The sequence below is a fragment of the Synechococcus sp. BA-124 BA4 genome (assembly GCF_034931165.1).
Window position 1 is genome coordinate 1 of record NZ_JAYGIA010000080.1, and the last position, 26,521, is coordinate 26,521.

The following is a 26,521-nucleotide window of genomic DNA, read 5'->3' on the forward strand; positions in this document are numbered from 1 at the left end:
GATTCATCGTGATTGAACGAGGCGCATCTGCACCTCCGGAATGACAGCCCGTCATTCCACCCTGTTCACCCTCTGACTAGGGCATTCGGGCCTCGGGTTTTACACCACGCAAAGGGACGCGGCCTGCGCAGTCACGACCTGGCGTGCTGCCAACGCGTGCCAAGCGAGATGATCGCTTGAGGAGCAACAAATTTCAGGCCTGGACTGAAAGCGGGTGACCGGACTCGAACCGGCGACGTTCAGCTTGGGAAGCTGACATTCTACCACTGAATTACACCCGCACACACTCACCTTAGCAAAGGGTGAACAGGTGGGAGCTGAACTGTTCAGCCCCCACTCCTGGTCTGGATCCTCAGGCCGCCAGCTCCCGGGCTGCCGCGGCCAGTCCTGCCCCCACCGGCTGGCGGTTGCACCCCAGCTCCTGCAGAGTCGCCTCGATAGCGGCCACCGCTGTCAGCACGTCGCGATCACAGACGAAGCCCAGGTGGCCGATCCGGAACACCTTGCCCTTGAGGTGGTCCTGTCCGCCCGCCAGCAGGATGTCGTAGCGCTCCTTGATCTTCTTGCGCAGCACCTCCGCGTCAAGACCTTCGGGGGCCACCGCTGTGATCGCCGGGCTGCCGTGGCCTTCAGCGGCGTAGAGGGGAAGGCCGATGGCACGCATCGCCGACTGCGTGGCCCGTTGCAGTCTGGCGTGGCGGGCGAAGATGGCTTCCAGGCCTTCCTCTTCCATCATCCCCAGGGCGGCTTCCAGGGCGTAATACAGCGTCACAGGAGGCGTGAAGGGGTTGCTGTCAGCGGCGGCCGACTTCCGGTACTTGCCCAGATCCAGGTAGAACTTGGGCAGATCGGAGCGCTTGTGCGCCTCCCAGGCCCGTTCGCTCATCGCCACGAAAGCCAGGCCGGGCGGCATCATGTATCCCTTCTGGGAGCCCGAGCCCACCACATCGAGGCCCCAGGCATCCACAGGCACCGGACAGGCTCCCAGGCTGGTGACACAGTCAGCCACCACCAGGGCCTGGCCATGGGCATGGACGTGCCGGGCGATCGTCTCCAGGTCGTTGATCACCCCGGTGGATGTTTCCGAATGGGTGAGGATCACCGCGCGGATCTTCTTCTCGCTGTCGGCTTCGAGGGCCAGGCGGAAGGCCTCCGGATCCAGGGGCTGGCCCCAGTCGGCGCTGATCACCTCCACCTCCAGGCCATAGGCCCTGGCCACCTTCACCCAGCGCTCGCCGAACTTGCCGTTGTCACCGCAGAGGACTTTGTCGCCCCGGCTCAGTACGTTGATGATGCCCGCCTCCATCGCGGCGGTGCCGCTGCCGGTGAGCGCCAGCACATCACCTTCGGTCTGGTGAAGCCACTTGAGCTGGGCGGTGGTGCGTTTCACGATCGCCTGGAATTCGCCGCTGCGATGGCCGATCGGGTGGCGGCTCATGGCCAGCAGGACGGTCTCCGGCACCGGCGTGGGACCGGGGATCATCAGGCTGAGCTTGTCCTGCATGGGGGGCGCTGGGGGGACGGGCGCGGCGGCCCAATCCACCACCTTAAAAAACCAGGGTCCCCCCACCCCGGTCCAGCGCCCCGACCGAAACACCAGCCATCTCCCTGCCGATGACCCAAGCGACGCCCTTCACCCTGCCGGTCTGGGTGGCGGCAGCAGCCCGCGCAGGCCTGGAGGCGCTGCTGGAGGACGAGGGCCTTCTGCCCGGCGCGGTGGCGAGCAGGGGCTCCAGCGAGGCTCAGCCGCTGGAGCTGCTCGAGCCGCCGGGGGTCGAGCTGGTGCCGGTGGAGGCCGCTGCCACCCTCGGTCATGGTCAGGCTCTGGGCATGGCCCGCTGCGATCCGGGTGATGGCCTGGATCTCACGCGGGGCCTGCTGGTGTGGGTTCGGGTCAGCTGGTGGGATCCACCGCAGGGGGCGGAGCCATCCCAGCGGCTGCTCCTGGAGGCGGGGGAGGGGCTGGGTGTGATGGCCGGCAGCCGGGAGCTGTGCCTCTCGGCCTATGCCCGCCGCCTGCTGGAGGTCAACCTTCTGCCGCTGGTGCCCGCCGGCCGCGGAGTGCGGCTCCAGCTGGTGTTCCCCCGGGGCCGGGAGCTTGCTGGCCGCACCAGCAATGAAGCCTTCGGGGTGGTGGACGGTCTGGCCCTGATCGGCACCCAGGCTGTGGTTCAGCGCAGCGCCGCACCCGAACGGCTCGAGCAGTGCCTGGAGATCCTGCGCCAGTGGCCGGATTCGGCCCACCCCTGCGATCTGGTGCTGGTGATCGGCGAGAACGGGCTCGATCTGGCTCCCCGGCTCGGCCTGCCTGCCGGCCTGCTGCTCAAGGCCGGCAACTGGCTCGGACCACTGATCGTGGCGGCGGCCGAAGCCGGCGTCGAGCGTCTGCTGCTGTTCGGCTATCACGGCAAGCTGATCAAGCTGGCGGGCGGGATCTTCCACACCCACCACCACCTGGCCGATGGTCGCGCCGAGGTGCTCACGGCTCTGGCGGCTCTCGAGGGGTTGGCAGGTCCTGAGCTGAAGCGGCTGTTCGCGGCCTCCACGGTGGAGGCCGCCCTGGCGGACTTGCAGCAGCTCGATGGGCCGCTGGCGGCCCGGGTCGAGGCACGGCTGGCGCTGGCGATCGAGACCCGCAGCCAGGCCTACCTGGCCCGTTATGGCCGGTTCGGGATGCGGATCGGCGCGGCGCTCTTCGATCGACAGCGGCAACTGCGGGTGCTGGGCCCCTGCGGTCAGGAGCTGCTGGAGGCTTTCCGGCACGACCTAGGGTGAGCCCAGAAGGCCATGCAGGCCGTGATTCGGTCGTTATGTCCCACCCGTCTCCCTCGACCGAACAGCCCGAAAGCGCACGCCTGCCGGCGATCGTCATCCTTGATTTCGGCTCCCAGTACTCCGAGCTGATCGCCCGTCGGGTGCGGGAGACCGAGGTGTATTCCCTGGTGCTTGGGTATGCCACCAGCGTGGATGAGATCAGACGCCTGGCCCCGAAGGGAATCATCCTCAGCGGGGGTCCCAGCTCGGTGTACGACGAGGGGGCGCCCCTGTGCGATCCCGCCATCTGGAGCCTGGGCATCCCCGTGCTGGGGGTCTGCTACGGCATGCAGCTGATGGTTCAGCAGCTCGGCGGTCAGGTGGAAGCCGCCGGCCGGGGCGAATACGGCAAGGCACCCCTCTACGTGGACGACCCGATTGATCTGCTCACCAACGTGGAGCACGGCTCGACGATGTGGATGAGCCACGGGGATTCGGTGCAGGCCCTGCCGCCTGGCTTCAGCCGCCTGGCCCACACCGACAACACGCCGGAAGCAGCGGTGGCCGATCACCAGAGGCGGTTGTACGGGGTGCAGTTCCACCCTGAGGTGGTGCATTCCCGTGGCGGGATGGCGATGATTCGCAACTTCGTCTATCACATCTGCGGCTGTGAACCCGACTGGACCACCGCGGCCTTCATCGATGAAGCCCTTGCCGATGTTCGGGAGCGGGTGGGAAACAAGAGGGTGCTTCTGGCGCTCTCGGGCGGAGTCGATTCCTCCACGCTGGCCTTCCTGTTGCACCGGGCCATCGGAGATCAGCTCACCTGCATGTTCATCGACCAGGGTTTCATGCGCAAGGGGGAACCGGAGTTCCTCACCGAATTCTTCGATGCGCAGTTTCACATTCGAGTCGAATACATCAATGCCCGCGATCGCTTTCTGGCCAAACTCGAAGGGGTCACCGATCCTGAGCAGAAGCGCAAGATCATCGGTGGTGAATTCATTCGGGTGTTCGAGGAGGAAAGCAGGCGGCTCGGACCCTTCGACTACCTCGCCCAGGGCACTCTCTACCCCGATGTGATCGAATCGGCCGGCACCAACCTCGATCCGAAGACCGGCGAGCGAGTGGCGGTGAAGATCAAGAGCCACCACAACGTGGGAGGGCTGCCCAAGGATCTGCAGTTCAAGCTGGTGGAACCCCTGCGGCGTCTCTTCAAGGACGAGGTGCGCAAGGTGGGCCGCAGCCTCGGGCTGCCCGAGGAGATCGTGCGCCGCCACCCCTTCCCGGGGCCCGGTCTGGCCATCCGCATCCTCGGGGAGGTCACGGCCGAGAAGCTGAACATCCTTCGGGATGCCGACCTGATCGTGCGCGAGGAGGTGCAGGAGGCCGGGCTGTATCACGAGATCTGGCAGGCCTTCGCGGTGCTGCTGCCGGTGCGCAGCGTCGGCGTGATGGGCGATAAACGCACCTATGCCTATCCAATCGTGCTGCGCTGTGTGTCCAGCGAAGACGGCATGACCGCCGACTGGTCCCGCCTGCCCTACGACCTGCTGGAGCGCATCTCCAACCGGATCGTCAATGAGGTGCAGGGGGTGAACCGTGTGGTCCTCGACATCACCAGCAAGCCCCCCGGCACGATCGAGTGGGAATGAGCCCGGCGCTGGCCTGTTTGGTCGGCGTTCGATACCATCGGCTCCCAGCCTGTTTCCCTTGACCGCCGTCAGCCAGCAGGATCCCCAGATGCAGCGCCGCCTGCAGCAGGACAGCATCCTGCTGGGGGGGAAAACCATCTATCTCAATCCCTTTCTGTACTGGCGTCGCTTCGATGCCAACACCGACCGCTGGTTGCGGGAGCCCGGTCAGCTGCAGGAGGAGCAGATTCTGGCCAACCGTGGCCGTTTCTACCCGGAAGTCCACTGGGAGGAACTCAGCGACGGTGACCGCCAGATCAAGGATGGCGCGGTGGAGATGTTCATCAAGAGCCTGGAGCTGATCAGCACCTTCCATCCCGATCTCAGCGCCGGTCACCTGCTGGAGGTGGAGCGCAAGATGGCGGTCACCAAGAAGCGGGCCTTCGAGCGCTGGGTTGAGAAATCGCTGCAGCGTCGTCAGAAGCTGGAACAGCGGGAACGGCGCCGGTTTGATCGTGAGCGTGCCCTGCGTGGCTGGGGCGAGTGGTTCAGCCTCGACATGACCCGCCAGGCCCTGCTGCCCCTCACAGCCGCCCTTGCTCTGGCCGTGGTGGGCGGCTGGTGGGTGGGATCACGCGAATTCTGCCGGGCGGTCATTCTCGAGCCTGGCATCCAGCGCACCCCCTGAACCCTTCCGGGCTCTCCTGCGAGTCAGACTGGGGAGACGGTCCGATGGTGCTTGCCAGCGGCGTTCGCTTCAGGAGTTGTGCCATGGCTGCCGATCCCTTTGATGCCCTGCGGCTCAGCCTGATGGAAGACCTGCTTCCGGTCGGCATCGCTGTGGTCGACCGGGCCCGCCGGGGCGGACCCCGCCAGGTGGTCGAGGCCTTCACCTCCACGGATGATCCCCTTGGGCAGTTGCGTCAGGAGGGGGATGCGGCCGCGAAGAAGGTGCGTGAGAGCCTTGATCAGGTGCAACCCGGGCTGGGCAACCCTGTCGTGAGGGTGGAAGTGCGCGATGTGCCCTCCTCCCCCCCCCCTGATCCCAGCGGTACGCCACCCGTCTCCTCCCCCACCGGGCCTGAGGAGAGGCGGGCGCTGCAGGAGGCCCTGGTGCGTATTTCCGGGCGCCTGGAGGAACTCGAGCGCCGCCTCAGGGCCTGAAGCCGATGGCCAGCGGATTCCAGACCGGCTCGTCTCGGCAGTCGGGAATGAGCCATCAGCCGGCCTGGTTGCTGGCGGTGGTCCTGTTGGCGGCCTCGGCAATGGGGGTTCGCCTGGCCTGGCTTCAGCTGGTCCAGGGCCCCGAAAACCGCCTGCGGGCCGACCAGAACCGCATCCGCCTGGTGCCCCGACACCCCGTCCGCGGCCGTCTGCTCGATCGCCATGGGGAGGTGCTGGCCACCAGCCGACTCACCTACAACCTCTACCTGCAGCCTCGTTTGGTCTCGAAGGAACGCTGGCCCGTCCTGCGCGGCAAGCTGGCGGCGCTGCTGGCGCTGCCGGTGGATCAGCTGGACCTGAACTACAGGGAAGGTCTCCAGAATGATGGCTACCGGATCGAACTGGCCAGTTTGCTGAGCAGCGTCCAGGTGCTGCGCTTCCGGGAGCAGGCGGCCAATCTCGATGGCGCCGAGGTGGATGTCGATTACCTGCGCTCCTACCCCGGCGGCCCCCTGGCTGCCCATGTGCTCGGCTACACCAGTGGCATCACGGAGGAGGAATACACCCGGCTGGCCGACAAGGGCTACCGGGTGCAGGACCGCATCGGGCGTACCGGGCTGGAGCAGGTCTACGAATCCCATCTGAGGGGCGAGTGGGGCGGCCAGCAGCTGGAGGTGAATGCCGCGGGCCAGGTGCAGCGGGTGCTGGGGGACAAACAGGCCCGCGCCGGCAAGGACCTGCGCCTGACCCTGGATCTGGAGTTGCAGCGCACCGCCGAGAAGGCCCTCGATGGCGTGGCCAAAGGGGCGATCGTGGCCATGGATCCCCGTACCGGGGCGATCCGAGCCATGGCGAGCCGCCCCAACTTCGATCCCAACATCTTCTCCAGCGGCCCTACCACGGCCCAGTGGAACAATCTCAACCGCCCGGAAGCCCCCATGCTCAACCGGGCGATGCGGGCCTTTCCTCCCGCCAGCACCTTCAAGCTGATCAGCACGATCGCCGGCCTCGAATCGGGGCAGTACGGCCCCACGTCCACCATTCCCACCTCCGGTTCCTTCTGCTACGACGGCCAGTGCTACGCCGACCATGGCAGCTTCGGCAGCATCGGTTTCCCCTTCGCCCTGGCGGTGAGCAGCAACAGCTTCTTCTACCGGCTGGGCCTGAAGGTGGGCTCCGAGGAGCTGTTCAAGGCGGCGCGCCGCCTGGGTTATGGCAGCTACACCGGCATCGAGCTGCGCGATGAGGAGAGTCCGGGGCTGCTGGGGGACAAGGCCTGGAAGAAGAAAGTGCTGGGAGAATCCTGGACGTCCGTGGATACGATCACCTCGGCGATCGGTCAGGGAGCCGTTTCGGTGACGCCGCTGCAGATGGCCAGGCTCTACGCGGCCGTGGCCAATGGCGGCTGGCTGGTCACACCGCACCTGGTAGAGCGGGACACCCCGAGGACCTGGATCGGCCTCAAGCCCACCACACTCCAGGTGCTGCGCCAGGGGTTGCGCGAAGTGGTCACCAACGGCACCGCCACCATGCTCAACGATCCCAGCCTGCCGCCGGTGGCCGGCAAGACCGGCACAGCCGAAGATCCGCCGCGACCTGATCATGCCTGGTTCGGCGGCTATGCCCCGGCGGGCCAACCCGATCTGGTGATCATTGCCTTCGGCGAGAACAGTGGTGGTTATGGCGGCACCGTCGCGGTACCGATGGTGAAGGCTCTGCTGGCCACCTGGTTCAAGCCGGCTCAGGCCGCCAGCTGAAGTCCGGCACCGGCCACATCGCCGTAGAAGCGGCGAAGCTGGGCGGTGGCACCGGCCCAGTTCCAGCGTTCGGCCTCATGGCGGGCCGCCAGCCGCAGCTGTTCGCGCCGCTCGGGACTGGCCAGCAGCCGCAGGGTGGCGGCGGTGAGGGAAGCGTCGTCGTCGGGGTCATACAGGCAGCCGTTGACCCCATCCGTGACGATGTCGGGGATGCCCCCCCGGTTGGCACCCACCACAGGACAGCCTGCCGCCATCGCTTCCAGCAGCACCAGACCCAGGGTTTCGGTGCTGGAGGGGAAGAGGAAGGCATCGGCACTGGCAAAGGCGCCGGCCAGTTCCTCACCGCCCAGATAGCCCACGAAGGTGGTGGCCGTTCCCTCGAACACTTTCTCCAGCTGGGCCCGGTGCGGGCCGTCTCCCACCAGAGCCAACCGGGCCTGGGGCAGGGCGTCGAGCACGGGCCGGATCCGCTCGATCTGTTTTTCGGCTGACAGACGACCCACGTAGAGGAGCAGGCTGTCACTGTCCGGATGGCGGCCCATCAGCCGCCGTCGCATGGCGTCCGAGCGCAGCTCGGGTCTGAACATCTCGGTGTCGACGCCTCGCTGCCAGAGGGCGGTGTGCTGGATGCCCCGCTGACTGAGCTCCTCCACCATCACCGAGGACGTGCACAGATTGAGAACGGCCTGGTTGTGGGCGGCCTTGAGCAGTTCCCAGAGCAAAGGCTCCAGCACGCCCATGCCGTAGTGCTCCAGGTATTTGGGCAGATGGGTGTGATAGCTGGCCACCAGCGGGATCTGGCGGGTTCGTGCCATCCAGATGCCCCCCAGGCCCAGCACGGCCGGGTTGACCACATGCACCACATCCGGCTGGAACACCTCCAGGGCCTCGGCCACGGCCGGTCGGGGCAGGGCTAGCTTCAGCTCCGGGTAGAGCGGCAGGGGCAGGGCCGGTACGCCGATCACCCGGGCTCCCATGTAGAGCGATGGGGCGCCCTCCGGGCAGAACAGCAGCACCTCGTCCCCAGCACGGACCAGGTGTTCCACGGTCTTGGTGAGACGCGTGACGATGCCGTCGACCTTGGGCAGGAAGGTTTCGGTGAACAGGGCGATCTTCACGGGAACCGCTGTCGGGGCATGGTCCTGGTCATCGGCTCAGACGGCGGCCTTGAGGGCGGCCGCCTGGGTGGTGGTCCAGGAGGACACGCAGGGAATGCGTGAGCGGTCGCAGCGGTCGGCCCAGCGCCGGGCCACATCCACCACTTCGCTGAGCAGACCGTCTTCAAGGGTGGTGGGCTTGAGGCCCAGCTCGATCAGACAGCGGTTGTCGACGATCAGATCGTTCTCGATCGCCTCCTTGCGCGGGTTCGGCAGATGGCTCACCTGGGCGCCGGTCACGGCCGCGACCTTCTCAGCGAGATCCTTGACCTTGTGGCTTTCGGTCATCTGGTTGTAGATGCGCACTTTTTCGCCGGACACGGGCGGGTGATCGATCGCCAGCTCCACGCACTTGACCGAATCACGGATGTGGATGAAGGCGCGGGTCTGGCCGCCCGTGCCGTGCACGGTGAGGGGATAGCCGATCGCGGCCTGCATCAGGAAGCGGTTGAGCACCGTGCCGTAATCGCCGTCGTAGTCGAAGCGGTTCACCAGTCGGGGGTCCCGGTCGGTGAGATCGGTGTTGGTGCCCCAGACGATGCCCTGGTGCAGGTCGGTGACGCGGATTCCGTCGTTCTTGTTGTAGTAGTAAAAAAGCAGCTGATCGAGGGTCTTGGTCATGTGGTAGACGCTGCCCGGATCCGTGGGGTGCAGGATCTTCTCCCGGAAGCGGGTGCCGTCGGCCTGGGGCACCTCCACCGTGAGGTAGCCCTCGGGGATGGTGGCGCCCCGGTGGGAGCCATAGCCGTACACCCCCATCGTCCCCAGATGGACGATATGGATGTCGAGGCCGCTCTCAACGATCGCGCAGAGCAGGTTGTGGGTGCCGTTGACGTTGTTGTCCACCGTGTAGCGCTTGGTGGCGCTCGACTTCATCGAGTAAGGCGCCGCCCGCTGCTCGGCGAAATGAACCACCGCCTCGGGGTGTTCGCTGCGCAGCAGCTCGAGCAGCAGGTGGTAGTCCTGGGCGATGTCGAGGTGCACGAAGCGGATGGCGCGGCCACCCGTCTCCTCCCAGGCCCGCAGGCGGTCGTGCACGGTGGCGATCGGGGTCAGTGATTCCACCCCCAGATCCACGTCGATCTTGCGCCGGCTGAGGTTGTCGACCATGACGACGTCGTGGCCAGCCTCGGCCAGATTCACGCAGCAGGGCCAGCCGCAGAAGCCGTCGCCGCCGAGAACGAGAACCTTCACGTCTGAACTCCTGCTGAACGAGCCGATGCTCCTGGGGGCAAGCTACTACAGGCGTTCCGCCCCCCCTCAGCAGGCCGCCGGGATCCAGGGGCTCAGCTGATCCCCGCCGCCACCGCCACCATCAGCAGCACCAGCACCACACCCCCCAGCAGCAGCAGGGTGGTCGACCGGCTCCGCCCTGTCCCCGTCTCGATCACCTCCATGCGGGGCTCCCTGGCAAAGGCATTGAGCTTGCCGCCGTCTTCCTCGGTGACCGACATGGATGGGGCGCAGGTGAAGCCGCAAGCTACCCAGTGCCGGCGGTTCCGGCCCTGCCCTGAGAAGGACTGTTACGGGACCTCGGCCTGAGCCGGGGCACCGACCAGGCCCTGCTGCGGTGAGCTGGCGCTGGCCTCGGAGCGCACCGGCAGCCGTCCGGCCAGGTAAGCGGTGCGGCCAGCCACGGTGGCCATGGCCATGGCGCGGGCCATGGCCTCCGGATCTCCCGCCAAGGCGATGGCGCTGTTGATCAGCAGGGCATCCGCGCCCATCTCCATCGCCTGGGCCGCTTCGCTGGGAACACCGATGCCGGCGTCCACCACCACGGGAACGCGGGCGCTCTCGATGATCAGAGCGATATTGGCGGCATTGCGTATCCCCTGGCCGGAGCCGATCGGAGAGCCCAGCGGCATCACCGTGGCGCAGCCGGCCTCCTCCAGCCGCCGCGCCAGCATCGGATCGGCGTTGATGTAGGGGAGCACCACGAAGCCTTCCCGCACGAGGGTCTCAGCGGCCTGGAGGGTGCCGATCGGATCCGGCAGCAGGTGCCGGCTGTCGGGAATCACCTCCAGCTTCACGAAGTTGTTGTCCTCCTGCCCGGCAAGCCGTGCCAGCTCCCGGCCCAGCCGTGCCACCCTCACTGCCTCCTCGGCGGTGGCGCAGCCAGCGGTGTTGGGCAGCATCCAGTGACGGCTCCAGTCGATCGCCTCGATCAGGCCCTCATGTCCGGCGGCCAGTGACTGCACCCGGCGCACCGCCACGGTGACGATCTCGCAGGAGCTGGACGCGAGGCTGGCTTTCATTGCAGCCAGGCTCGGATACTTGCCGGTGCCGGTCATCAGGCGGCTGCGGAAGTGCCGGCCCGCGATCACCAGGGTGTCGCTGTCCATGGGGATGTCGTCGAAGCCCGGGCCTTGCCGCGAAACTACCGCGAACGGTGGTCACGGCGGCCGTTTCGGTCCGCCGGATCGCCCTGCCGCCCTTACCCTTCATTCAAGTGCCCTGAATCGTCCCGATGCCGCTGCTCCTGCCGCTGCTCCTGGCTGCCGCCGACCCCCAGCTGGCGATGAATCCCTTGCCGGTGGGAAGCGTCGTGCCTTTCGGAGCCCCTCCCACGCCAGCGGTGCAGGTCTTCGAGGCCGAGCTCGGACCGGTGGAAACCTTTGATCCCAAGGGCCGGGCCGTCGATCTGGCCCGCGACCTGCCGAGGGTGTGGTCGGGCGTCTACCGCTCCTTCAGTGGAGGCGCGCCCCTGCCGGTGGAGCTGCGCCTTTCGCAGGCCACCCCCATGGGCCAGATGGTCGACCTGCGCGGCGAGATGCAGGTGGGAGAGACCACTGTGGCGGTGCAGGGCAACCTCAACGCCAAATCCGACCAGCTCGATCTGCTGATGCTCTGCGACTGCGAAGTCGGTGGGATGGAATCGGGTGGTGAAATCAGCGGGGTTCAGGGGCTGGAGCTGGCTGGATGGGTGGCCCCCCGTCTCACCAATCCAGGCGGTCGCTACGACCTGCGTCCAGTGGCCCAGATGCCAGCCGGGCCTTCACGCTCCACTGGAGCGCCGGTCCGGGGCCTGTGGTGACCTGCAGCAGGCGGATTGAGGCGTGCGCCTGAAGGTCAAGTCGGAGGATACTGAAAGAATCAGGTTCAGGCCGCTTTCTTCGGTCCAGAGCTGTCGTTCCTGGCCGGGCTTGAAGTGGCGGACCCGGCGTTGGTTCCGCTGGTCGAGCGGCCGCCAGTCGGGGCCATTCCCTTGGAAGGGCCTGACGACTCGACTGCCTCGGCAGGAAAGCGACGGTCGAGCAGCTTCAGGCGCTTGGTCGCGGTCTTGTTGGTGGGATCGAGGACCAGGGACTGGTTATAGGCCTGGCGGGCCTCCTCGTTCAGGGACTGCCTCTCGAGGGCATAGCCCAGGTTGTTGAGGGCGACGGGGTAATCCGCTTTCGCCTGAAGGGCCGATCTGTAGTGACGCACGGCCGCGGCGTGGTTGCCCTGGGCTGCCAGAGCGAAGCCCAGAGCGTTCTGGATCAGCGCACGGGCCTCTCCAGGTTCGCCCTCCGAGCGCTTCAAAGCCAGCTTGAGTGTGTCGACCGCCTGGTCGTAGAGGCGCTTTCGCAACTGCACCGAAGCCAGCTCATAAAGCGTGGCGGAATCCTTGGGGTCGTCCTTGACTTGTGACTCCAGCTTGGCCAGGCGAACCTCATCAGCACGTACCCGCCAGACCTGCAGGCCGATCACCACGGCAGCCCCCCCGAGAAGAACGATCAGGCCGATCAGGTAGGCCTGCGGAAGGAGAAGGTCCATCGGGCCTGCGGGGGGTTGGCGAATGCGCTGAGTTGGTTCGGTGAGCCTTAGGGTCAGGCGCGGGCGGCGCCGACCACCTCGCTGAAGCTGCCGGGATCGGCCAGGGCGAGCTGGGCGAGCATCTTGCGGTTCAGAAGCACGTCGGAGCGCTTGAGACCACCGATCAGGCGGCTGTAGCTGAGGCCGTTGAGGCGAGCGGCCGCATTGATGCGGGCAATCCAGAGGCGACGGAAATCACGCTTGCGACGACGACGGTCGCGGTAGGCATTGCACAGAGCCTTCATCACCCGCTGGTTGGCGGTGCGGAAGAGGCTGCCGTTGCTGCCCTGGAAACCGCGGGCGAGGCGGAGGACCTTGTTGCGGCGTTTACGGGCGACATTGCCCCTCTTGACGCGGGCCATGGAAATCTCTCGGTTGAACGGTGGGAATCAGGAACCGCCGGCTTGCGCCTGGCGTCTCAGCCTGCGTAGGGGAGCATGCGGCTCACGTTGTCGGCATCGCGCTCATCGACAACCGCCATGGTGCCGAGGTAGCGCTTGCGCTTGGGGCTCTTGTGATCGAGCAGGTGGTTGTGGAAGGCGCGCCGACGCATGAACTTGCCACTGCCGGTCACCTTGAACCGCTTGGCAGCTGCTCGGCGGGTCTTGAGCTTCGGCATGTCTGGCGCCTGTTCACAAACAACCAAAGTACGACGCGGATGCCCCTTCCGCCAACTCCCCCAGGATCATTACCTCGGCCGTACGGTTTTTCGATGCGATTCCCCGCTCTGCCCTCACCGCTTTCCCTGCCCCGTCTGGCCCCTCTGGCCCTGGGCCTCGGCAGCTCCCTGCTCCTGGCTCCGGGCTGTCGTGCCATGCCTGCGGCGGCCCTGCACTGGCCCACATCCCCTCGTCCCGCCATCGATCGCAGCCAACCGGTGCTCTGGGTTGCCCTCGGTGCCCGGCTCGGACCGACTCCTGGGACGGCTGCCGCCAAGGCGCCACCTCTTGTGCTGACTGCCGCCGCCGGCAGTCTCGAGCTGGAGGATGCCAGTGGCCTCAAGCTTCAGGGCACCAGCCTGAGTCTGCGCTGGCGGCAGCGGCCCCTATCGGAGCCCCTGCTGCTGGAGCGCACCGTGCTGGGCCCCTTTCCCAGTTTCGAAACAGCGGATCAGGCCGCCTCGGCCTGGCGCCTGCAGGGTGTGGAACCCGTGATCGCCCATCCGGGGGAGTGGGAAGTGTGGGCCCCACCCCGCACGGCTCCGCCTGAGGGGTTCCAGGCCAGGGCCTGGATGCGGGAGGAGACCGCCCGCCTGGAGCTGGAGGCCACGGCCGCCGACGGCCGTGTTGTTGCCCTGGAGGGCCCCGTGCGGCTGAAGGCCCCGCAGGGCCTGCGCTGGGGCAAGGGCGTGTTCCAGGGCCCCTTCCGCCTGCAGGCCAATGCCTATGGCGGCTGGAGCCTGATCGAGCAGGTGCCCCTGGAGCGCTATCTGCTGGGGGTCGTTCCCCATGAGATCGGCGCCGGCTCCCCAGCGGCGGCGCTTGCCGCCCAGGCTGTTCTCGCCCGCACCTGGGCCCTGCGCAACAGCCATCGCTACGACGTCGACGGCTACCACCTCTGCTCCGACACCCAGTGCCAGGTGTATGCCGATCCCCGACAGGCCGGCGCCGCTGTGCGTCGTGCCGTGGAGGCCACCCGCGGGCAGGTGCTGAGCTGGGAGGGGCAGCCCATCCACGCCGTCTACCACGCCAGCAACGGGGGCATCTCCGCCGGATTCGAGGAGGTCTGGAGCGGTCCGCCCCTGCCTTACCTCCAGGCCCGTCCCGATGGGCCGCCGGCCTTTGCCCAGCGCTTCGCTCTGCCCCTGTCCGCAGCCTCCCTGCCGGAGTTGCTGCGTCAGGGAAGCGCCGCCTATGGAGCGGATCATCCCCTGTTTCGCTGGACCCGGCAGCTGGATGACACCCGCATCCGCCAGTCCCTGGAGAAGGGACCCGGCGGCGTCGGAGAACCCCGGGAGATCAAGGTGCTCGAGCGCGGCCCCAGCGGCCGGGTGCTGGCCCTCTCGGTGGTGGGCAGCAGCGGCCAGCGGGTGCTGCGCCGCGATGCCATCCGCCGCACGTTCCGGCAACTGCCGAGCACCCTCTTCGTGCTCAAGTCCGATGGTCCCGGCCGCTGGAGCTTCACGGGTGGTGGCTTCGGCCATGGCGCCGGCCTCTCCCAGCAGGGGGCCATCGATCTGGGCGGTCGTGGCTGGAGCCAGAACCGGATCCTGGCGCACTATTACCCGGGCACCACGCTGGTCGGCATCGAAGCCCTCAGTGGTGGCCTTTAGAGTTCGCCCTGACGCGGACCAGCCACGCCGGCGCGTTGCCATGACGGAGTTGCCATGACAGCCACCGGTTCCAGCCCCAGGGGGCGTCGTGGCAAAGCTGCCCTCTTCGTTGTGCTCTGCAGCTGGGCCGGGGTGGCGCCCCACTGGCTGGAGCCGCCCCGCAACCTTCTGCCCGCCGCCAGCCTCACCCTGCTGCTGGGTGCCTATGTGGTGCGCACCGTGCTGGGCCAGCTCTGGCGCCGCAACCCGGCACAGAGCGCAGATGAAGCCCCCGCCCCAGGGACCGCCAGCGGCGATGGTCCCTGGCCTGGCCCCTGGCCACCGGTGGATGTGGTGGTGGCGGCCCGCGACGAGCAGGCCGTGGTCGGCCGTCTGGTGGAGCGGGTCAGCCGTCTGCGTTACCGCCATGGGGTTCTGCGGCTGTGGGTGGTGGATGACGGCAGCGAGGACCGCACGCCCGAGGTGCTGAAGGCCCTCGAGGCCAGTACGCCGATGCTGCGGGTGCTGCGGCGCCCCCGCCATGCCGGCGGCGGCAAGTCGGGGGCCCTCAATGCGGTGCTCGAGCAGCTCGAAGGCCGCTGGATGCTGGTGCTCGACGCCGATGCCGGCCTGCAGGAGGATCTGCTCGAGCGGCTGATCCCTCGGGCGGAGCAGGGGGGCTGGTCGGCGATGCAACTGCGCAAGGCGGTGGTGAATGCAGGCAGCAACCTGCTCACCCGTGCCCAGGCCATGGAAATGGCCCTTGATGCGGTGGTGCAGGAGGGCCGCCTGGCCGGTGGTGGTGTGGCGGAATTGCGGGGGAACGGTCAGTTGCTGCGCCGGGACGCGATCACCCGGGTCGGAGGCTTCAATGAGGACACCGTCACCGATGATCTCGATCTGAGTTTTCGCTTGCTGCTGGCCGGTGAGCCCGTGGGCGTGCTCTGGGATCCCCCTGTGGAGGAGGAAGCGGTCCTCACCGTTCCCGCACTCTGGCGCCAACGCCAGCGCTGGGCGGAAGGCGGCCTGCAGCGCTTCTTCGATTACTGGCCTGGGTTGTGCTCGGAGCGCCTGAACCCGGCCCAGAAACTCGACCTCACCAGCTTCTTCCTGCTGCAGTACGTGCTGCCGATGGTTTCGGTCGTCGACCTGCTCACCGCGTTGGTCACCCGCACCGCCCCCACGATCTGGCCGCTGTCGATCGTGGCCCTCGGCCTCTCCGGCGCAGCGATCGTGGCCGGGTGCCGTCGCCCCAGCGAAGGCCCTCCCCTGCCGGTGATGAACCCCCTGGCGGCCGCGGTTGGGATTGCTTATCTCACGCACTGGTTCGTGGTCATCCCCTGGGTCACCCTGCGCATGGCCCTGCTGCCCAAGCGCCTGGTGTGGGCCAAGACCCAGCATCTGGGCGGCGACAGCGGGACTGAGGCCAGCACCGACGACCTCGCTGTCGCCATCGACCCCCTGGTGGATCCGCTCTCGGATCCCTCCACCCAGGTCTACTGAGCCGGCCCGGCTCACTCCTCCAGGCTCACCACCTCGCCGTTGAAGAAGTCCGCCAGACGGCGGGCCTGGTCATCGAGCGGTCGGCGCTCAGGTCGATCAGGCGCTGGATTCGGCGCTGCCTTCACAGGACCAGGAGCGGGAGTCTGGGCTGCGGCCATCGCCTGGGGGGCCTCAATCTGGGACGTCGTCGCCTGGGTGTCCACCGCTGCCGCAGCCGCTGAAGACGCGTGGTCCTGGGGTGGTTCCGTGGGCCTGGCCACCAGTGGTGGAGTGACCACCACCGGGCTGCTGGGCTGGTCGGAGGCTTCCAGCAGCACCTGGCGGGGGCTGCCCAGGGCGTGGCGCAGCGCCGACTCCAGCAGGGGCAGGCGGCTCTGCACCATGGCGATCCACTTGCTGCTGACCCGCACCACCGCCCGCTGGCCATCGAGGCGCAGCAGGGAGGCCTGCTGGGAGAGCAACATGCGGGTGGAGGGCAGCTCCAGGCTGGAGAGAATCTGCTGCCAGAGCTCCCCGAGATCCTGGTGCTCCGGTTCCGGCTCCGGGGCGGCCGCAGGGGTGTTGGACGGAGCCGGGCTGGCTGGGGTGACGACAGCAGCAGGAGCGGCTGTTGCTGTTCCTCCTGCCTGGGGGCGGGGGGCTGTCGGCGTTGCCTCGGGCGCTTGGGGCCGAGTCGCAGCGACCGGCTCCGCCAGCAGTCCCAGCAGCAGCACCTCCAGCCAGAGCCTCGGCTGGGCGCTCTGGCGCAGCTGCTGTTCGCTGCCCCTGAGCTGTGCCTGCCAGCTGAGCAGCCGCGCCTTGCCGATTCGGCGGGCCTGTTCGGGCAACAGCGGCTGCACCTGGGCGCTGACCGCCGTGAGCTCCAGTCGGTCCGGGGCCAGCCCGGCCAGCACCAGATCCCGCAGCAGGCTGACCAGACCCTGCAGCACGGCCCCGGGCTCCCGCCCCCGTTCGAGCAGCCGCCGGCAGGTCTCGAGGAGTCCCACGGGATCAGTCTCTCCCATGGCGGCCACCAGCTCGAGCAGCTCCTGATCAGGCACGGCGCCGAGCAGGTCCCACACCGCCAGGGCCTCGATCGGCGGGCTCAGCAGGCTGAGCTGGTCGAGCAGGCTCTCGGCATCGCGCAGGCCACCCTGGGCCCGCAGCGCCACCACATGCAGCGCCTCGGGGGTGATACCGATCTCCTCCTCGCTGGCGATGAAGCGCAGATGACCCTCCAGGGCCTCTAGGGGAATGCGGCGGAAGTCGAAGCGCTGGCAGCGGGAGAGAATCGTCGGCAGCACCCGCTGGGGATCGGTGGTGGCCAGGACGAACACCACCCGAGGTGGTGGTTCCTCCAGGGTCTTGAGCAGGGCGTTGAAGGCGGCGGTCGAGAGCATGTGGCACTCATCGATCACGTAGACCTTCCAGCGGGCCTGGACCGGCGCGAAGCGGGAGCGCTCGATCAGCTCGCGGATGTTGTCGACGCCGGTGTTGGAGGCGGCATCGATTTCGATCACATCAAGGGCGTTGCCGGCCGTGATCGAGCGGCAGAGCTCACAGCTGCCGCAGGGGGCGGGGGTGGGGCCCGGGGCCGTCAGGCAATTGAGCGACCGCGCCAGGATCCGGGCGCTGGAGGTCTTGCCCGTGCCCCGGGGCCCGCTGAACAGGTAAGCCGGTGCGATGCGGTTCTGGCGCAGGGCACTGGTGAGGGTTGAGGCGACCGCCTCCTGCCCCACCAGCTGGTCGAAGCGCTGCGGCCTGTACTTCTGGGGCAGGGGCAGGTAGGCGCTGGCCTGGGTCATGGAGGCTGCTCCCCGGACGGCCTGGCCCATGAGGCTACTCAGAGGGTTTCGGGGCGAGCAGGCGCTCCAGACGGTCCTCCATCTCCTCCACCTCCTCGAGCTGGTCGGCCAGGGTCTGGGCCGCCTGCCGCAGCTTGAGGAACGCCTCCGAGGCCTCGTCCCGGCCTTCCCCCCAGCGGGCCTCCGCCCGGGCCAGCTCCGCCTCCAGCCTCTGCTGCAGCTTCAGGCGCAGACCATCCAGCTGCTCCAGGCTCTGCAGCGCGAGTGTTCGACCCTTCTCCAGCTGTTCCCCATCCAGGTTGAGGCCCTGCCTGAGCAGCAGACGCACGCCGGTGATCAGGGCCGCCGGCACCAGCTGGCCGAGCATCAGGGCTCCGAGGCTGCCGGTGTGCAGCCAGCCCTCCACCTGGGCGCTGCGATGACGACCGGTCTTGCACCAGATGGCGAAATGCTCGCAGTTGTTGAAGATCAGGTTGTAACGCTGCTCTCCAAGCCGACCCATGGCACGGCGCAGGGTCATGCCGGCCGGAGAGATCTCGGCAGGGTCATAGGCCACCACCGCCACGGATTCACCGCGGCTGAAGTCCTCGAGGGTTGAGCGCAGGATTGCCCGGCCCTCCAGATAATGGGCCACGCTGCCATCTCCCAGGTCGATGCCGTGGTGGTGGAACAGACCATGCTGCCTAGGCACCTGGAGATGGTCGGCGGCTGCCATGGGCCGTGATCGCGGGGCAGGACCGGTTCAGCCTGCCGCCGGGTCTGCAGGCCGGGCAAGGACGGTCAGGGGTGGATTGCCGTTCAGGCCGATTCCTGCTGGCTGACCACACTGGGATAAGGGAGCACCTTGGCCTTGCTGCGCTGCTCCACCAGCTCGCGGGTGATCGTGTACGTGCTGACCTCGTTGTTGGAGGGCAGGTCGTACATCAGATCCAGCATCAGCTCCTCGACGATGCCGCGCAGGGCACGGGCACCGGTGCGGCGGCGGTGGGCCTCGCGAGCGATCTCCTCGATGGCGCCGGGCTCGAACTCCAGGCGCACGCTGTCCATGCTCATCAGCGTCTGGAACTGCTTGACCAGGGCATCGCGCGGTTCGGTGAGGATCGACTCCAGGGAGCGCACATCAAGGGGTTCCAGCACCGCGCTCACGGGCAGCCGGCCGGTGAACTCCGGGATCAGGCCGTAGCGCACCAGATCGTCGGGTTCGAGGTGACGCAGCACGTGGCTGGCCTTGAGTTCGCGGTGACCGCGGCCGCGGCCATCCGCAGGCACGAAACCGATCGAATTGCGCCCCAGGCGCCGCTGCACCACCTCTTCGAGGCCGACGAAGGCCCCGCCGCAGATGAACAGGATCTGGCTGGTGTCGATCTGGATGCAGTCCTGGTAAGGATGCTTGCGGCCCCCCTGGGGCGGCACGTTGGCGACAGTGCCTTCCAGCATCTTGAGCAGTGCCTGCTGCACCCCTTCACCGGAGACGTCGCGGGTGATCGAGGGGTTCTCGCTCTTGCGGGCGATCTTGTCGATCTCGTCGATGTAGATGATTCCGCGCTGGGCCTGCTCCACGTCGAGGTCGGCTTTCTGCAGCAGGCGCAGGAGGATGTTCTCCACGTCCTCGCCCACATAGCCCGCTTCGGTGAGGGTGGTGGCGTCAGCCACAGCGAAGGGCACATCGAGCAGTTCGGCCAGGGTCTGGGCCAGCAGGGTCTTGCCGCAGCCGGTGGGGCCGATCAGCAGGATGTTCGATTTGTGCAGACGGGTGGCGCTGCGGTCGGTCTCACCCTTGCCGTCCCCTTGCCAGGCCAGGCGTTTGTAATGGTTGTAGACCGCCACCGAGAGGACCTTCTTGGCCTCGTCCTGGCCCACCACCTGCTGATCGAGGAAGGCCTTGATCTCCTTGGGTCTGGGGATGCTCGCCAGGGTGGGGGCGGGCTTGCTGCTCTTCTTGACGGCAGGTTTGCGGCCGTGGTCTCCGCCGGGCCTGGCGCTGCCGTGGCTTTCAACCAGCTCCTCATCCAGGATCTCGTTGCAGAGATCGATGCACTCGTCGCAGATGTAGACCCCGGGTCCGGCGATCAGTTTGCGCACCTGCTCCTGAGACTTGCCGCAGAACGAGCACTTGAGATGGGCGTCGAACTTGGCCATCGGGCTGGGGCGTCCTGGTCAGGGGGTGGGGCATGGGCCGGCCTTCCAGGATGGGCCGAAACCAGAGGTTCGTCAGCAGACCTTAAGGATCAAACCGTGACGGTGTCATCCACGACACGATCGATCAGTCCGTAACTGACGGCTTCAGGCGGAGACAAAAAGTAGTCCCTGTCGGTGTCCTCCGCAATCTTCTCGAGGGGCTGACCGGTGTGCTCAGCCATCAGGCCGTTGAGGGTGTCCTTGAGGAAAAGGATCTCCTTGGCCTGGATCTCGATGTCGACGGCCTGTCCCTGGGCGCCCCCGAGGGGCTGGTGGATCATGATCCGCGCACTGGGCAGGGCCATGCGCTTGCCCTTGGTGCCACCCGAGAGCAGGAACGCGCCCATGCTGGCCGCCAGGCCGTAACAGATGGTCACCACGTCGGGAGCCACCTGCTGCATGGTGTCGTAGATCGCCAGCCCGGCCGTGACGGATCCGCCCGGGGAGTTGACGTAGATCTGGATGTCCTTCTCGGGATCTTCCGCTTCCAGGAACAGGAGCTGGGCCACCAGGGAGTCGGCCACCTGATCGTCGATGCCGGTGCCCAGGAAGATGATCCGCTCCCGCAGGAGGCGGGAATAGATGTCGAAGGCCCGCTCGCCGCGCCCCGACTGCTCCACCACCGTGGGCAGCACGCCTGGCGAGGCCTGCCAGCTGTTGTGGATCGGATGGGAGCGAAGGGCTTCGATCACGCGGCCGGGGCAGGGGAAACGGTGCAGGCGTTCAATCTATGGCGGCCTCAGGCCTGGTCGTCGGCGCCGGGAGCAGGCTCGGCGGCCTCAGGGGCTTTCTCCGTGAGGGTGCTGTTGGCCTCAAGCCACTCCAGCAGGCTCTCGCGCAGGAGATCCTCGGCCACGGCTTCGCGCAGCCGCAGCGGATCGATCGAACTGGTGTCGCTCAGCCCCTGACTGACCTCCTTGACCTTGGCCTCGATGGCGTCGGCCTCCGGGCGGATGCCTTCGGCTTCGGCCAGGGCCTTGAGGGCGAAACTGCGCCGCAGCCGCTGCTCGGCCTCGGGGCGGGAGCTGTCCATGAGGCTGCGCACCAGCTCAGGGGTGAACAGCTTCTTCACATCCATCCCCTGCTGGGCGATCTGGGAGGCGGTCTGCTCGATCAGCGAGCGGATCTCCTGCTGAATCAGCGTCTCGGGCAGGTCCACCTCGAGCTGCTCCACCAGTGCCGCCAGGAGCGCGTCGTGGCGGCTGCTGCGGGCCCGCCGTTCGGCGTCCTCGCGCAGGCGGGTCTCGAGATCCGATCTGAGCTCTTCGAGGCTGTCCTTGTCACTGGCCTCCCTGGCGAAGGCGTCATCCAGGGCCGGCAGTTCGCGCGCCTTGAGTTCCTTGAGGGTGATGTGGAAGCTGGCCTCGCGGCCCCGGGCGTCCTCCTGGGGGTAGTCGTCAGGGAAGCGGCAGCTCACCTCGCGCTCCTCGCCCACGGACATGCCGAGGATGCCTGCCACGAAGCCGGGGATCATCCGCTGCTCCTCGAGTTCCACCTCCATGGCGTCGGAGCTGCCGCCCTCGATCGCCGCGCCGGTGTCGACGAAGGTGCCGCTGAAGGCCACCACCGCCACGTCGCCCGTGGCGGCGGGCCGATCCTCCACAGGCACGAGGGTGGCCAGCTGGCGGCGTGATTGCTCGAGCATCTCCTCAACCCGCGCGGGGTCGTAGGTGATCAGCTCGGCTTCGGCCTTGAGCCCTTTGGTGGTTTTGAGGCTGGGGGTGGGTTGAACGTCCAGCTCGAGGGTGAGGGTGAGCTCCTCGCCGGGGCTGAAGCGTTCGAGCAGGGCCTCGAAGCCCCCGCTCAGCTCGGGGCTGCTGAGAGCCTCGATCTTCTCCTGCTCCAGGGCATCCCGCCAGACGCTGTCCACCAGGTCTTCAAGGGCGGTGGCCCGGATCCGCAGAGGTCCGATCTGCTGGAGCAGCACCGGCCGGGGCACCTTGCCCTGACGGAATCCGGGCAGGCGGACACTGCGGCTCAGTTTCACCACAGCGGCCTCGTAGCTGGCCTGGGAGCGGCCGCCGGGGACGGCCACCTCCAGCGCCAGGCGGCTGCCGGGGCGGGGGCTGGTCTTGACCTTCAGGGCGGAGCTCATGGCGAAACGGCCGGGCCGCGGCGATGCAGCCCCCAATCCTATGAACTCGACCTCCAGCGCATTCAGCCGACCCGCGAGAGGCCCGGGGAGCGTATTGTGAGAGGAACGACATGTGGTCGTTGATATCCACCAGGACCATCCGGTTCCACTTCGAGCCTCCGGTCCACCGTGCACAGCTCCCTCCGCCCCACGGAGCGTGACGCTGGCCCAGGCTCACCAAGTCTTTCCCGTTCCTCTGCAACCCTCCCCACTTCCCTCCGCTCTTTCCCTGATGGCCCGGCCCTGATCAGCGGGCTCGGCCTCTTCTGCGGACCTCGCGTCCTCCTCAGCCGAGCTTCCGTCGCACCCCGGCGAGCTCCAGGCCCAGCCTCAGCACCAGAGCTTTCGCCCCTTCCTGCCGTTGTCAAGCACCACCTCCTTTCAACCTCTTCCCAGTCGTCCCCTGACGGTGGCGGTTTTGGGTGCGACCGGTGCTGTGGGGCACGAGCTGCTGTCCCTGCTGGCGGAACGCCGTTTTCCGGTCGGTGATCTGCGGCTGCTGGCCTCCCCCCGCTCCGCTGGACGCCGGCTGGCGTGGCAGGGCCGCGATCTCTCCATCAAGGCTGTTGACGCTGCCGCCTTCGAGGGGGTTGATGTGGTGCTGGCCTCCGCCGGTGGCTCCATCTCACGGCGCTGGGCTCCGGTGGCGGCGGCGGCAGGGGCTGTTGTCATCGACAATTCCAGCGCCTTCCGCCTGGATCCGGAGGTGCCGCTGGTGGTGCCAGAGGTGAATCCGCAGGCGGCCCTGGGTCACCGGGGGATCATCGCCAACCCCAACTGCACCACGATCCTGCTCACCCTGGCCCTGGCGCCTCTGCAGGCCCGCCGTCCGATCCGTCGTGTGGTCGTGAGCACCTACCAGTCGGTCAGCGGCGCCGGGGCCCGGGCGATGGAGGAGCTGCGCACCCTCAGCCGCACGGTTCTTGATGGGGGTGAGCCGGTGAGCGAGGTGCTGCCCCACTCCCTCGCCTTCAATCTCTTCCTGCACAACTCCCCCCTGCAACCCAGTGGCTACTGCGAGGAGGAGCTCAAGATGCTGCACGAAACCCGCAAGATCATGGATCTGCCGGAGTTGCGGCTCTCAGCCACCTGTGTGCGGGTGCCCGTTCTGAGGGCCCACTCCGAGGCGGTGAACATCGAGTTCGAGCAGCCCTTCCCAGTCGAGGAGGCCAGAGCCCTGCTGGCTGCGGCACCTGGGGTGGAGCTGCTGGAGGATTTCGCCACCAACCGCTTCCCGATGCCCACCGATGTCACCGGCCGCGATCCGGTGGCGGTGGGACGCATTCGCCAGGACCTGAGCGATCCCAACGCTCTCGAGCTCTGGCTCTGTGGCGATCAGATCCGCAAGGGGGCGGCCCTCAATGCCGTGCAGATCGCGGAGTTGCTGCTGGATCCAGCCTGGCGCCAGGCCGACCCCCAGCCACCGGTGACCCCATCCGCTTCTGCCGTCGGAGGTGCCGCTTGAGCGCCACGGCTGATCAGGCCATCACGGCTGAGCATCCTCCCTTCGGCCGGATGCTGACCGCCATGGTCACCCCCTTCCGTGTGGATGGCGCGGTGGATCTCGATCTGGCCGCGCGCCTGGCCGTGCATCTGGTGGATCAAGGCTCCGACGGACTGGTGCTCTGCGGCACCACCGGCGAGTCCCCCACCCTGAGCTGGCAGGAGCAGCACGAGCTGTTCGAAGCTGTGAAGCGCGCCGTGGCGGGCCGGGCCCTGGTGCTCGCCGGCACGGGCAGCAACTGCACAGCCGAGGCCATCGAAGCGATCGAGCGGGCGGCCGAGGAAGGCGCCGACGGGGCCCTGGTGGTGGTTCCGTATTACAACAAGCCGCCCCAGGAGGGGCTGGAAGCCCATTTCCGAGCGATCGCCCAGGCGGCCCCCAGCCTTCCGGTGATGCTCTACAACATTCCCGGTCGCACCGGCTGCAGCCTTGAGCCCCGCACCACGGCCCGCCTGCTCGATCTGCCCAACGTGGTGAGCTACAAGGCCGCCAGCGGCAGCACCGATGAAGTCAGCCAGCTGCGTCTGCTCTGCGGCGACCGGCTGGCGATCTACAGCGGCGACGATGCCCTCACCCTGCCGATGCTGTCCGTGGGTGCCGTCGGCGTGGTGAGCGTGGCCAGCCATCTGGTGGGGCGCGAGATCCAGCGCATGATTTCCGCTTTTCTCGCCGGTGAGCTGGCGGCCGCCCTGGCCCTGCATGAACGCCTGCTGCCCCTCTGCCGGGCCCTGTTCGCCTCCACCAATCCGATTCCCGTCAAAGCCGCCCTTGAACTGGAGGGCTGGCCCGTGGGCTCCCCCCGTCTTCCGCTGGTTTCCGCCGACAGCGACGTCCGTGCCCGATTGACCTCCGCCCTGGCTGCCCTGCGTCCCACCTGACGCCATGGCTTAGCTCCAGCGCAGTGCGGCCTGGAGTTCTCGCAACAGCAACACTCCGATTCCATCCATCTTTTCTGCATTCCTTCGTTCCTCACCCCATGAGCTCAAGCAACAACAAGACGTCCCCCACCACCAAGCAGCCGACTCTGCGGGTTATTCCCCTCGGTGGTCTTCATGAAATCGGTAAGAATACCTGCGTTTTTGAATATGGCGATGACCTGATGCTTGTGGATGCCGGGCTGGCCTTCCCCAGTGATGGCATGCACGGCGTCAATGTGGTGCTGCCCGACACCAGCTATCTGCGTGAAAATCAGAAGCGTATCCGCGGCATGATCGTGACCCACGGTCACGAAGATCACATTGGAGGGATTCCCCATCACCTCAAGAACTTCAATATTCCGGTGATCTATGGCCCACGTCTGGCCATGTCGATGCTCCAGGGAAAGATGGAGGAAGCTGCCGTCACCGATCGCACCGTGATTCAGACGGTGAGCCCCCGGGATGTGGTCAAGGTTGGCCAACACTTCCAGGTGGAGTTCATCCGGAACACCCACTCCATCGCCGACAGCTTCAGCCTGGCGATCACCACACCCGTGGGCGTGGTGATCTTCACCGGAGACTTCAAGTTCGACCACACCCCTGTCGATGGCGAATATTTTGACATCCAGCGCATGGCCCATTACGGCGAGCAGGGCGTGCTCTGCCTGTTCAGTGACTCCACCAATGCCGAGGTGCCCGGCTTCACGCCGCCGGAGCGGTCGGTGTTTCCGAACCTCGACCGCCACTTCTCCAATTCGGAAGGCCGGGTGATCGTCACCACGTTCGCCAGTTCTGTCCACCGGGTTTCGATGATCCTGGAACTGGCGATGAAGCATGGCCGCAAGGTGGGCCTGCTGGGTCGCTCCATGCTCAACGTGATCGCCAAGGCGCGCGAACTCGGTTACATCCGCTGCCCGGATGAGCTGTTCGTGCCGATCAAGCAGATCCGCGACCTTCCTGATCGCGAAACCCTGTTGCTGATGACCGGCAGCCAGGGTGAGCCCCTGGCGGCACTCAGCCGAATCTCCCGCGGTGAGCACCCCCAGGTGCAGGTGAAACCCACCGACACGATCATCTTCTCCGCCAGCCCGATCCCCGGCAACACCATCTCGGTGGTGAACACCATCGACCGGTTGATGATGATGGGAGCCAAGGTGGTCTACGGCAAGGGCGAAGGCATCCACGTGTCGGGCCATGGCTGCCAGGAAGATCACAAGCTGATGCTTGCTCTCACCCGGCCGAAGTTCTTCGTGCCGGTGCACGGAGAGCACCGCATGCTCGTGTGCCACTCGCGCACGGCTCAGTCGATGGGAATTCCCGCCGACAACATGCTCATCATCGACAACGGCGATGTGGTGGAACTCACCCCCACGACCATCCACAAGGGGGATCCGGTCAAGGCCGGCATCGAATTGCTGGATGCCTCCCGCAACGGCATCGTTGATAACCGTGTGCTCAAGGAGCGTCAGCAACTGGCCGAGGACGGTGTGATCACCCTGCTGACCGTGATCAGCACCGATGGCGTCATGGCAGCCCCGCCGCGGGTCAACCTGCGCGGAGTGGTCACCACCGCTGATGCCCGCCGGCTCTCGATCTGGGCCGAGCGGGAGATCGGCTGGGTGCTGGACAACCGCTGGAATCAGCTGGCCCGCAACACCGGTGGAACGGCCCCCGAGGTCGACTGGGTGGGCGTGCAGAGGGAGATCGAGGTCGGTCTCCAGCGCCGCTTGCGGCGCGAACTGCAGGTGGAGCCCCTGATCATCTGCCTGGTGCAACCGGCTCCGGCAGGCACCCCTGCCTACAAGGGCCGTGCCGATGCCGAGCCGGACAGCCGTCCGGCCCCCCGCAGCGGTCGCCGGGAGAGCTCAGGGCGTGAACCCGTGATCCGCAACCACGCCCCTGCCCCTCAGCGTGTTCAGGCCTCTGGCGCGGCCACGGCCACGACGCCTGTTGCCACGATGACGCCAGCCAGCGCGCCTGCCGTGCAGG

The 26,521-nt window shown here is 67.2% G+C and carries 24 protein-coding genes and 1 tRNA gene; 11 read left to right on the top strand and 14 right to left on the bottom strand.

Annotation, left to right across the window (positions count from 1 at the left end):
• Positions 1-209: 209 nt before the first annotated feature.
• Positions 210-281, bottom strand: a tRNA-Gly gene (locus VB734_RS10540).
• 71 nt (positions 282-352) lie between these two features.
• A complete protein-coding gene (locus VB734_RS10545) occupies positions 353-1,504 on the bottom strand; it encodes a pyridoxal-phosphate-dependent aminotransferase family protein (RefSeq protein WP_197166751.1) in 1,152 nt (383 codons plus the stop codon).
• 110 nt (positions 1,505-1,614) lie between these two features.
• On the opposite strand from VB734_RS10545, the gene cbiD reads away from it, so the two are divergent.
• The 5 genes from cbiD to mrdA all read left to right on the top strand — a co-directional run bounded on the left by cbiD (position 1,615) and on the right by mrdA (position 7,309).
• The gene (gene cbiD / locus VB734_RS10550) at positions 1,615-2,775 is read left to right on the top strand and encodes a cobalt-precorrin-5B (C(1))-methyltransferase CbiD (protein WP_197166752.1); all 1,161 of its coding nucleotides are present in this window, start codon (positions 1,615-1,617) and stop codon (positions 2,773-2,775) included.
• Between the two features lie 35 nt (positions 2,776-2,810).
• Positions 2,811-4,409, top strand: coding sequence for a glutamine-hydrolyzing GMP synthase (gene guaA / locus VB734_RS10555; RefSeq protein WP_197166753.1), 1,599 nt, complete (start codon positions 2,811-2,813; stop codon positions 4,407-4,409).
• Positions 4,410-4,467: 58 nt separating this feature from the next.
• Positions 4,468-5,076, top strand: a complete 609-nt coding sequence (locus VB734_RS10560; protein WP_197166754.1) for a hypothetical protein — start codon at positions 4,468-4,470, stop codon at positions 5,074-5,076.
• A gap of 83 nt (positions 5,077-5,159) precedes the next feature.
• Positions 5,160-5,552, top strand: a complete 393-nt coding sequence (locus VB734_RS10565; RefSeq protein ID WP_322782115.1) for a hypothetical protein — start codon at positions 5,160-5,162, stop codon at positions 5,550-5,552.
• 5 nt (positions 5,553-5,557) lie between these two features.
• Positions 5,558-7,309: a penicillin-binding protein 2 gene (gene mrdA, locus VB734_RS10570; protein WP_322782116.1), complete on the top strand. Its 1,752-nt coding sequence runs from the start codon at positions 5,558-5,560 to the stop codon at positions 7,307-7,309.
• On the opposite strand, the gene VB734_RS10575 is transcribed toward mrdA, so the two are convergent.
• The 4 genes from VB734_RS10575 to VB734_RS10590 form a co-directional block, all read right to left on the bottom strand.
• Positions 7,294-8,427 (bottom strand): glycosyltransferase family 1 protein, encoded by a 1,134-nt coding sequence (locus tag VB734_RS10575; RefSeq protein WP_322782117.1) that lies wholly within the window; start codon positions 8,425-8,427, stop codon positions 7,294-7,296. The genes mrdA and VB734_RS10575 overlap by 16 nt on opposite strands.
• Before the next feature lie 36 nt (positions 8,428-8,463).
• Positions 8,464-9,660 (bottom strand): NAD-dependent epimerase/dehydratase family protein, encoded by a 1,197-nt coding sequence (locus tag VB734_RS10580; RefSeq protein ID WP_197166761.1) that lies wholly within the window; start codon positions 9,658-9,660, stop codon positions 8,464-8,466.
• Positions 9,661-9,752: 92 nt separating this feature from the next.
• Positions 9,753-9,920 (bottom strand): photosystem II assembly protein Psb34, encoded by a 168-nt coding sequence (psb34, locus tag VB734_RS10585; protein ID WP_197166763.1) that lies wholly within the window; start codon positions 9,918-9,920, stop codon positions 9,753-9,755.
• Between the two features lie 69 nt (positions 9,921-9,989).
• Positions 9,990-10,808, bottom strand: coding sequence for a thiazole synthase (locus VB734_RS10590; protein WP_322782118.1), 819 nt, complete (start codon positions 10,806-10,808; stop codon positions 9,990-9,992).
• A 125-nt stretch (positions 10,809-10,933) separates the two neighbouring features.
• On the opposite strand from VB734_RS10590, the gene VB734_RS10595 reads away from it, so the two are divergent.
• On the top strand, positions 10,934-11,500 hold the full coding sequence (locus VB734_RS10595; RefSeq protein WP_197166767.1) for a hypothetical protein: 567 nt from the start codon (positions 10,934-10,936) through the stop codon (positions 11,498-11,500).
• A gap of 65 nt (positions 11,501-11,565) precedes the next feature.
• Here VB734_RS10595 and VB734_RS10600 read toward each other — a convergent pair whose 3' ends face one another.
• Genes VB734_RS10600 through rpmI form a run of 3 tightly spaced genes read right to left on the bottom strand, consistent with a single transcriptional unit; the run spans position 11,566 to position 12,880 of the window.
• A complete protein-coding gene (locus tag VB734_RS10600) occupies positions 11,566-12,222 on the bottom strand; it encodes a tetratricopeptide repeat protein (RefSeq protein WP_197166769.1) in 657 nt (218 codons plus the stop codon).
• Positions 12,223-12,275: 53 nt separating this feature from the next.
• Positions 12,276-12,623, bottom strand: coding sequence for a 50S ribosomal protein L20 (gene rplT, locus VB734_RS10605; RefSeq protein WP_197166770.1), 348 nt, complete (start codon positions 12,621-12,623; stop codon positions 12,276-12,278).
• Between the two features lie 56 nt (positions 12,624-12,679).
• On the bottom strand, positions 12,680-12,880 hold the full coding sequence (gene rpmI, locus VB734_RS10610; protein ID WP_094554864.1) for a 50S ribosomal protein L35: 201 nt from the start codon (positions 12,878-12,880) through the stop codon (positions 12,680-12,682).
• A gap of 93 nt (positions 12,881-12,973) precedes the next feature.
• Here rpmI and VB734_RS10615 point away from each other — a divergent pair, with 93 nt between their 5' ends.
• Entirely contained in the window at positions 12,974-14,533 is a 1,560-nt protein-coding gene (locus VB734_RS10615) for a SpoIID/LytB domain-containing protein (protein WP_231594940.1), read from the top strand.
• A 54-nt stretch (positions 14,534-14,587) separates the two neighbouring features.
• Positions 14,588-16,015 carry a glycosyltransferase family 2 protein gene (locus tag VB734_RS10620; RefSeq protein WP_322782119.1) on the top strand — a complete coding sequence of 476 codons (1,428 nt, stop codon included), beginning with the start codon at positions 14,588-14,590 and terminating at the stop codon, positions 16,013-16,015.
• 11 nt (positions 16,016-16,026) lie between these two features.
• Here the strand turns inward: VB734_RS10620 and VB734_RS10625 are convergent, their stop codons facing one another.
• The 5 genes from VB734_RS10625 to tig all read right to left on the bottom strand — a co-directional run bounded on the left by VB734_RS10625 (position 16,027) and on the right by tig (position 22,072).
• Complete coding sequence (locus VB734_RS10625) at positions 16,027-17,799, bottom strand: DNA polymerase III subunit gamma/tau (protein ID WP_322782120.1); 1,773 nt, start codon at positions 17,797-17,799, stop codon at positions 16,027-16,029.
• Between the two features lie 34 nt (positions 17,800-17,833).
• Positions 17,834-18,514, bottom strand: coding sequence for a lecithin retinol acyltransferase family protein (locus VB734_RS10630; RefSeq protein WP_322782121.1), 681 nt, complete (start codon positions 18,512-18,514; stop codon positions 17,834-17,836).
• Positions 18,515-18,597: 83 nt separating this feature from the next.
• The gene (gene clpX, locus VB734_RS10635; RefSeq protein ID WP_322782122.1) at positions 18,598-19,938 is read right to left on the bottom strand and encodes an ATP-dependent protease ATP-binding subunit ClpX; all 1,341 of its coding nucleotides are present in this window, start codon (positions 19,936-19,938) and stop codon (positions 18,598-18,600) included.
• Between the two features lie 89 nt (positions 19,939-20,027).
• On the bottom strand, positions 20,028-20,669 hold the full coding sequence (gene clpP / locus VB734_RS10640; protein WP_197166780.1) for an ATP-dependent Clp endopeptidase proteolytic subunit ClpP: 642 nt from the start codon (positions 20,667-20,669) through the stop codon (positions 20,028-20,030).
• Positions 20,670-20,716: 47 nt separating this feature from the next.
• A complete protein-coding gene (gene tig / locus VB734_RS10645) occupies positions 20,717-22,072 on the bottom strand; it encodes a trigger factor (protein ID WP_197166782.1) in 1,356 nt (451 codons plus the stop codon).
• A gap of 400 nt (positions 22,073-22,472) precedes the next feature.
• On the opposite strand from tig, the gene VB734_RS10650 reads away from it, so the two are divergent.
• From VB734_RS10650 to VB734_RS10660, 3 genes are all read left to right on the top strand, one after another.
• The gene (locus VB734_RS10650; RefSeq protein WP_197166790.1) at positions 22,473-23,576 is read left to right on the top strand and encodes an aspartate-semialdehyde dehydrogenase; all 1,104 of its coding nucleotides are present in this window, start codon (positions 22,473-22,475) and stop codon (positions 23,574-23,576) included.
• 50 nt (positions 23,577-23,626) lie between these two features.
• Entirely contained in the window at positions 23,627-24,493 is an 867-nt protein-coding gene (gene dapA / locus VB734_RS10655; protein WP_370594588.1) for a 4-hydroxy-tetrahydrodipicolinate synthase, read from the top strand.
• Positions 24,494-24,591: 98 nt separating this feature from the next.
• Positions 24,592-26,521 (top strand): ribonuclease J (locus VB734_RS10660; protein ID WP_323243329.1); only part of this gene is annotated, 1,930 nt, incomplete at its 3' end.

Excerpts from the sequence above, each read along its gene's own strand:
- VB734_RS10545 (WP_197166751.1), bottom strand. The coding sequence starts at position 1,504 with ATGCAGGACAAGCTCAGCCTGATGATCCCCGGTCCCACGCCGGTGCCG.
- cbiD (WP_197166752.1), top strand. The coding sequence starts at position 1,615 with ATGACCCAAGCGACGCCCTTCACCCTGCCGGTCTGGGTGGCGGCAGCA.
- guaA (WP_197166753.1), top strand. The coding sequence starts at position 2,811 with ATGTCCCACCCGTCTCCCTCGACCGAACAGCCCGAAAGCGCACGCCTG.
- VB734_RS10565 (WP_322782115.1), top strand. The coding sequence starts at position 5,160 with ATGGCTGCCGATCCCTTTGATGCCCTGCGGCTCAGCCTGATGGAAGAC.
- mrdA (WP_322782116.1), top strand. The coding sequence starts at position 5,558 with ATGGCCAGCGGATTCCAGACCGGCTCGTCTCGGCAGTCGGGAATGAGC.
- psb34 (WP_197166763.1), bottom strand. The coding sequence starts at position 9,920 with ATGTCGGTCACCGAGGAAGACGGCGGCAAGCTCAATGCCTTTGCCAGG.
- VB734_RS10590 (WP_322782118.1), bottom strand. The coding sequence starts at position 10,808 with ATGGACAGCGACACCCTGGTGATCGCGGGCCGGCACTTCCGCAGCCGC.
- VB734_RS10595 (WP_197166767.1), top strand. The coding sequence starts at position 10,934 with ATGCCGCTGCTCCTGCCGCTGCTCCTGGCTGCCGCCGACCCCCAGCTG.
- VB734_RS10600 (WP_197166769.1), bottom strand. The coding sequence starts at position 12,222 with ATGGACCTTCTCCTTCCGCAGGCCTACCTGATCGGCCTGATCGTTCTT.
- rplT (WP_197166770.1), bottom strand. The coding sequence starts at position 12,623 with ATGGCCCGCGTCAAGAGGGGCAATGTCGCCCGTAAACGCCGCAACAAG.
- rpmI (WP_094554864.1), bottom strand. The coding sequence starts at position 12,880 with ATGCCGAAGCTCAAGACCCGCCGAGCAGCTGCCAAGCGGTTCAAGGTG.
- VB734_RS10615 (WP_231594940.1), top strand. The coding sequence starts at position 12,974 with ATGCGATTCCCCGCTCTGCCCTCACCGCTTTCCCTGCCCCGTCTGGCC.
- VB734_RS10620 (WP_322782119.1), top strand. The coding sequence starts at position 14,588 with ATGACAGCCACCGGTTCCAGCCCCAGGGGGCGTCGTGGCAAAGCTGCC.
- VB734_RS10625 (WP_322782120.1), bottom strand. The coding sequence starts at position 17,799 with ATGACCCAGGCCAGCGCCTACCTGCCCCTGCCCCAGAAGTACAGGCCG.
- VB734_RS10630 (WP_322782121.1), bottom strand. The coding sequence starts at position 18,514 with ATGGCAGCCGCCGACCATCTCCAGGTGCCTAGGCAGCATGGTCTGTTC.
- clpX (WP_322782122.1), bottom strand. The coding sequence starts at position 19,938 with ATGGCCAAGTTCGACGCCCATCTCAAGTGCTCGTTCTGCGGCAAGTCT.
- tig (WP_197166782.1), bottom strand. The coding sequence starts at position 22,072 with ATGAGCTCCGCCCTGAAGGTCAAGACCAGCCCCCGCCCCGGCAGCCGC.
- dapA (WP_370594588.1), top strand. The coding sequence starts at position 23,627 with ATGCTGACCGCCATGGTCACCCCCTTCCGTGTGGATGGCGCGGTGGAT.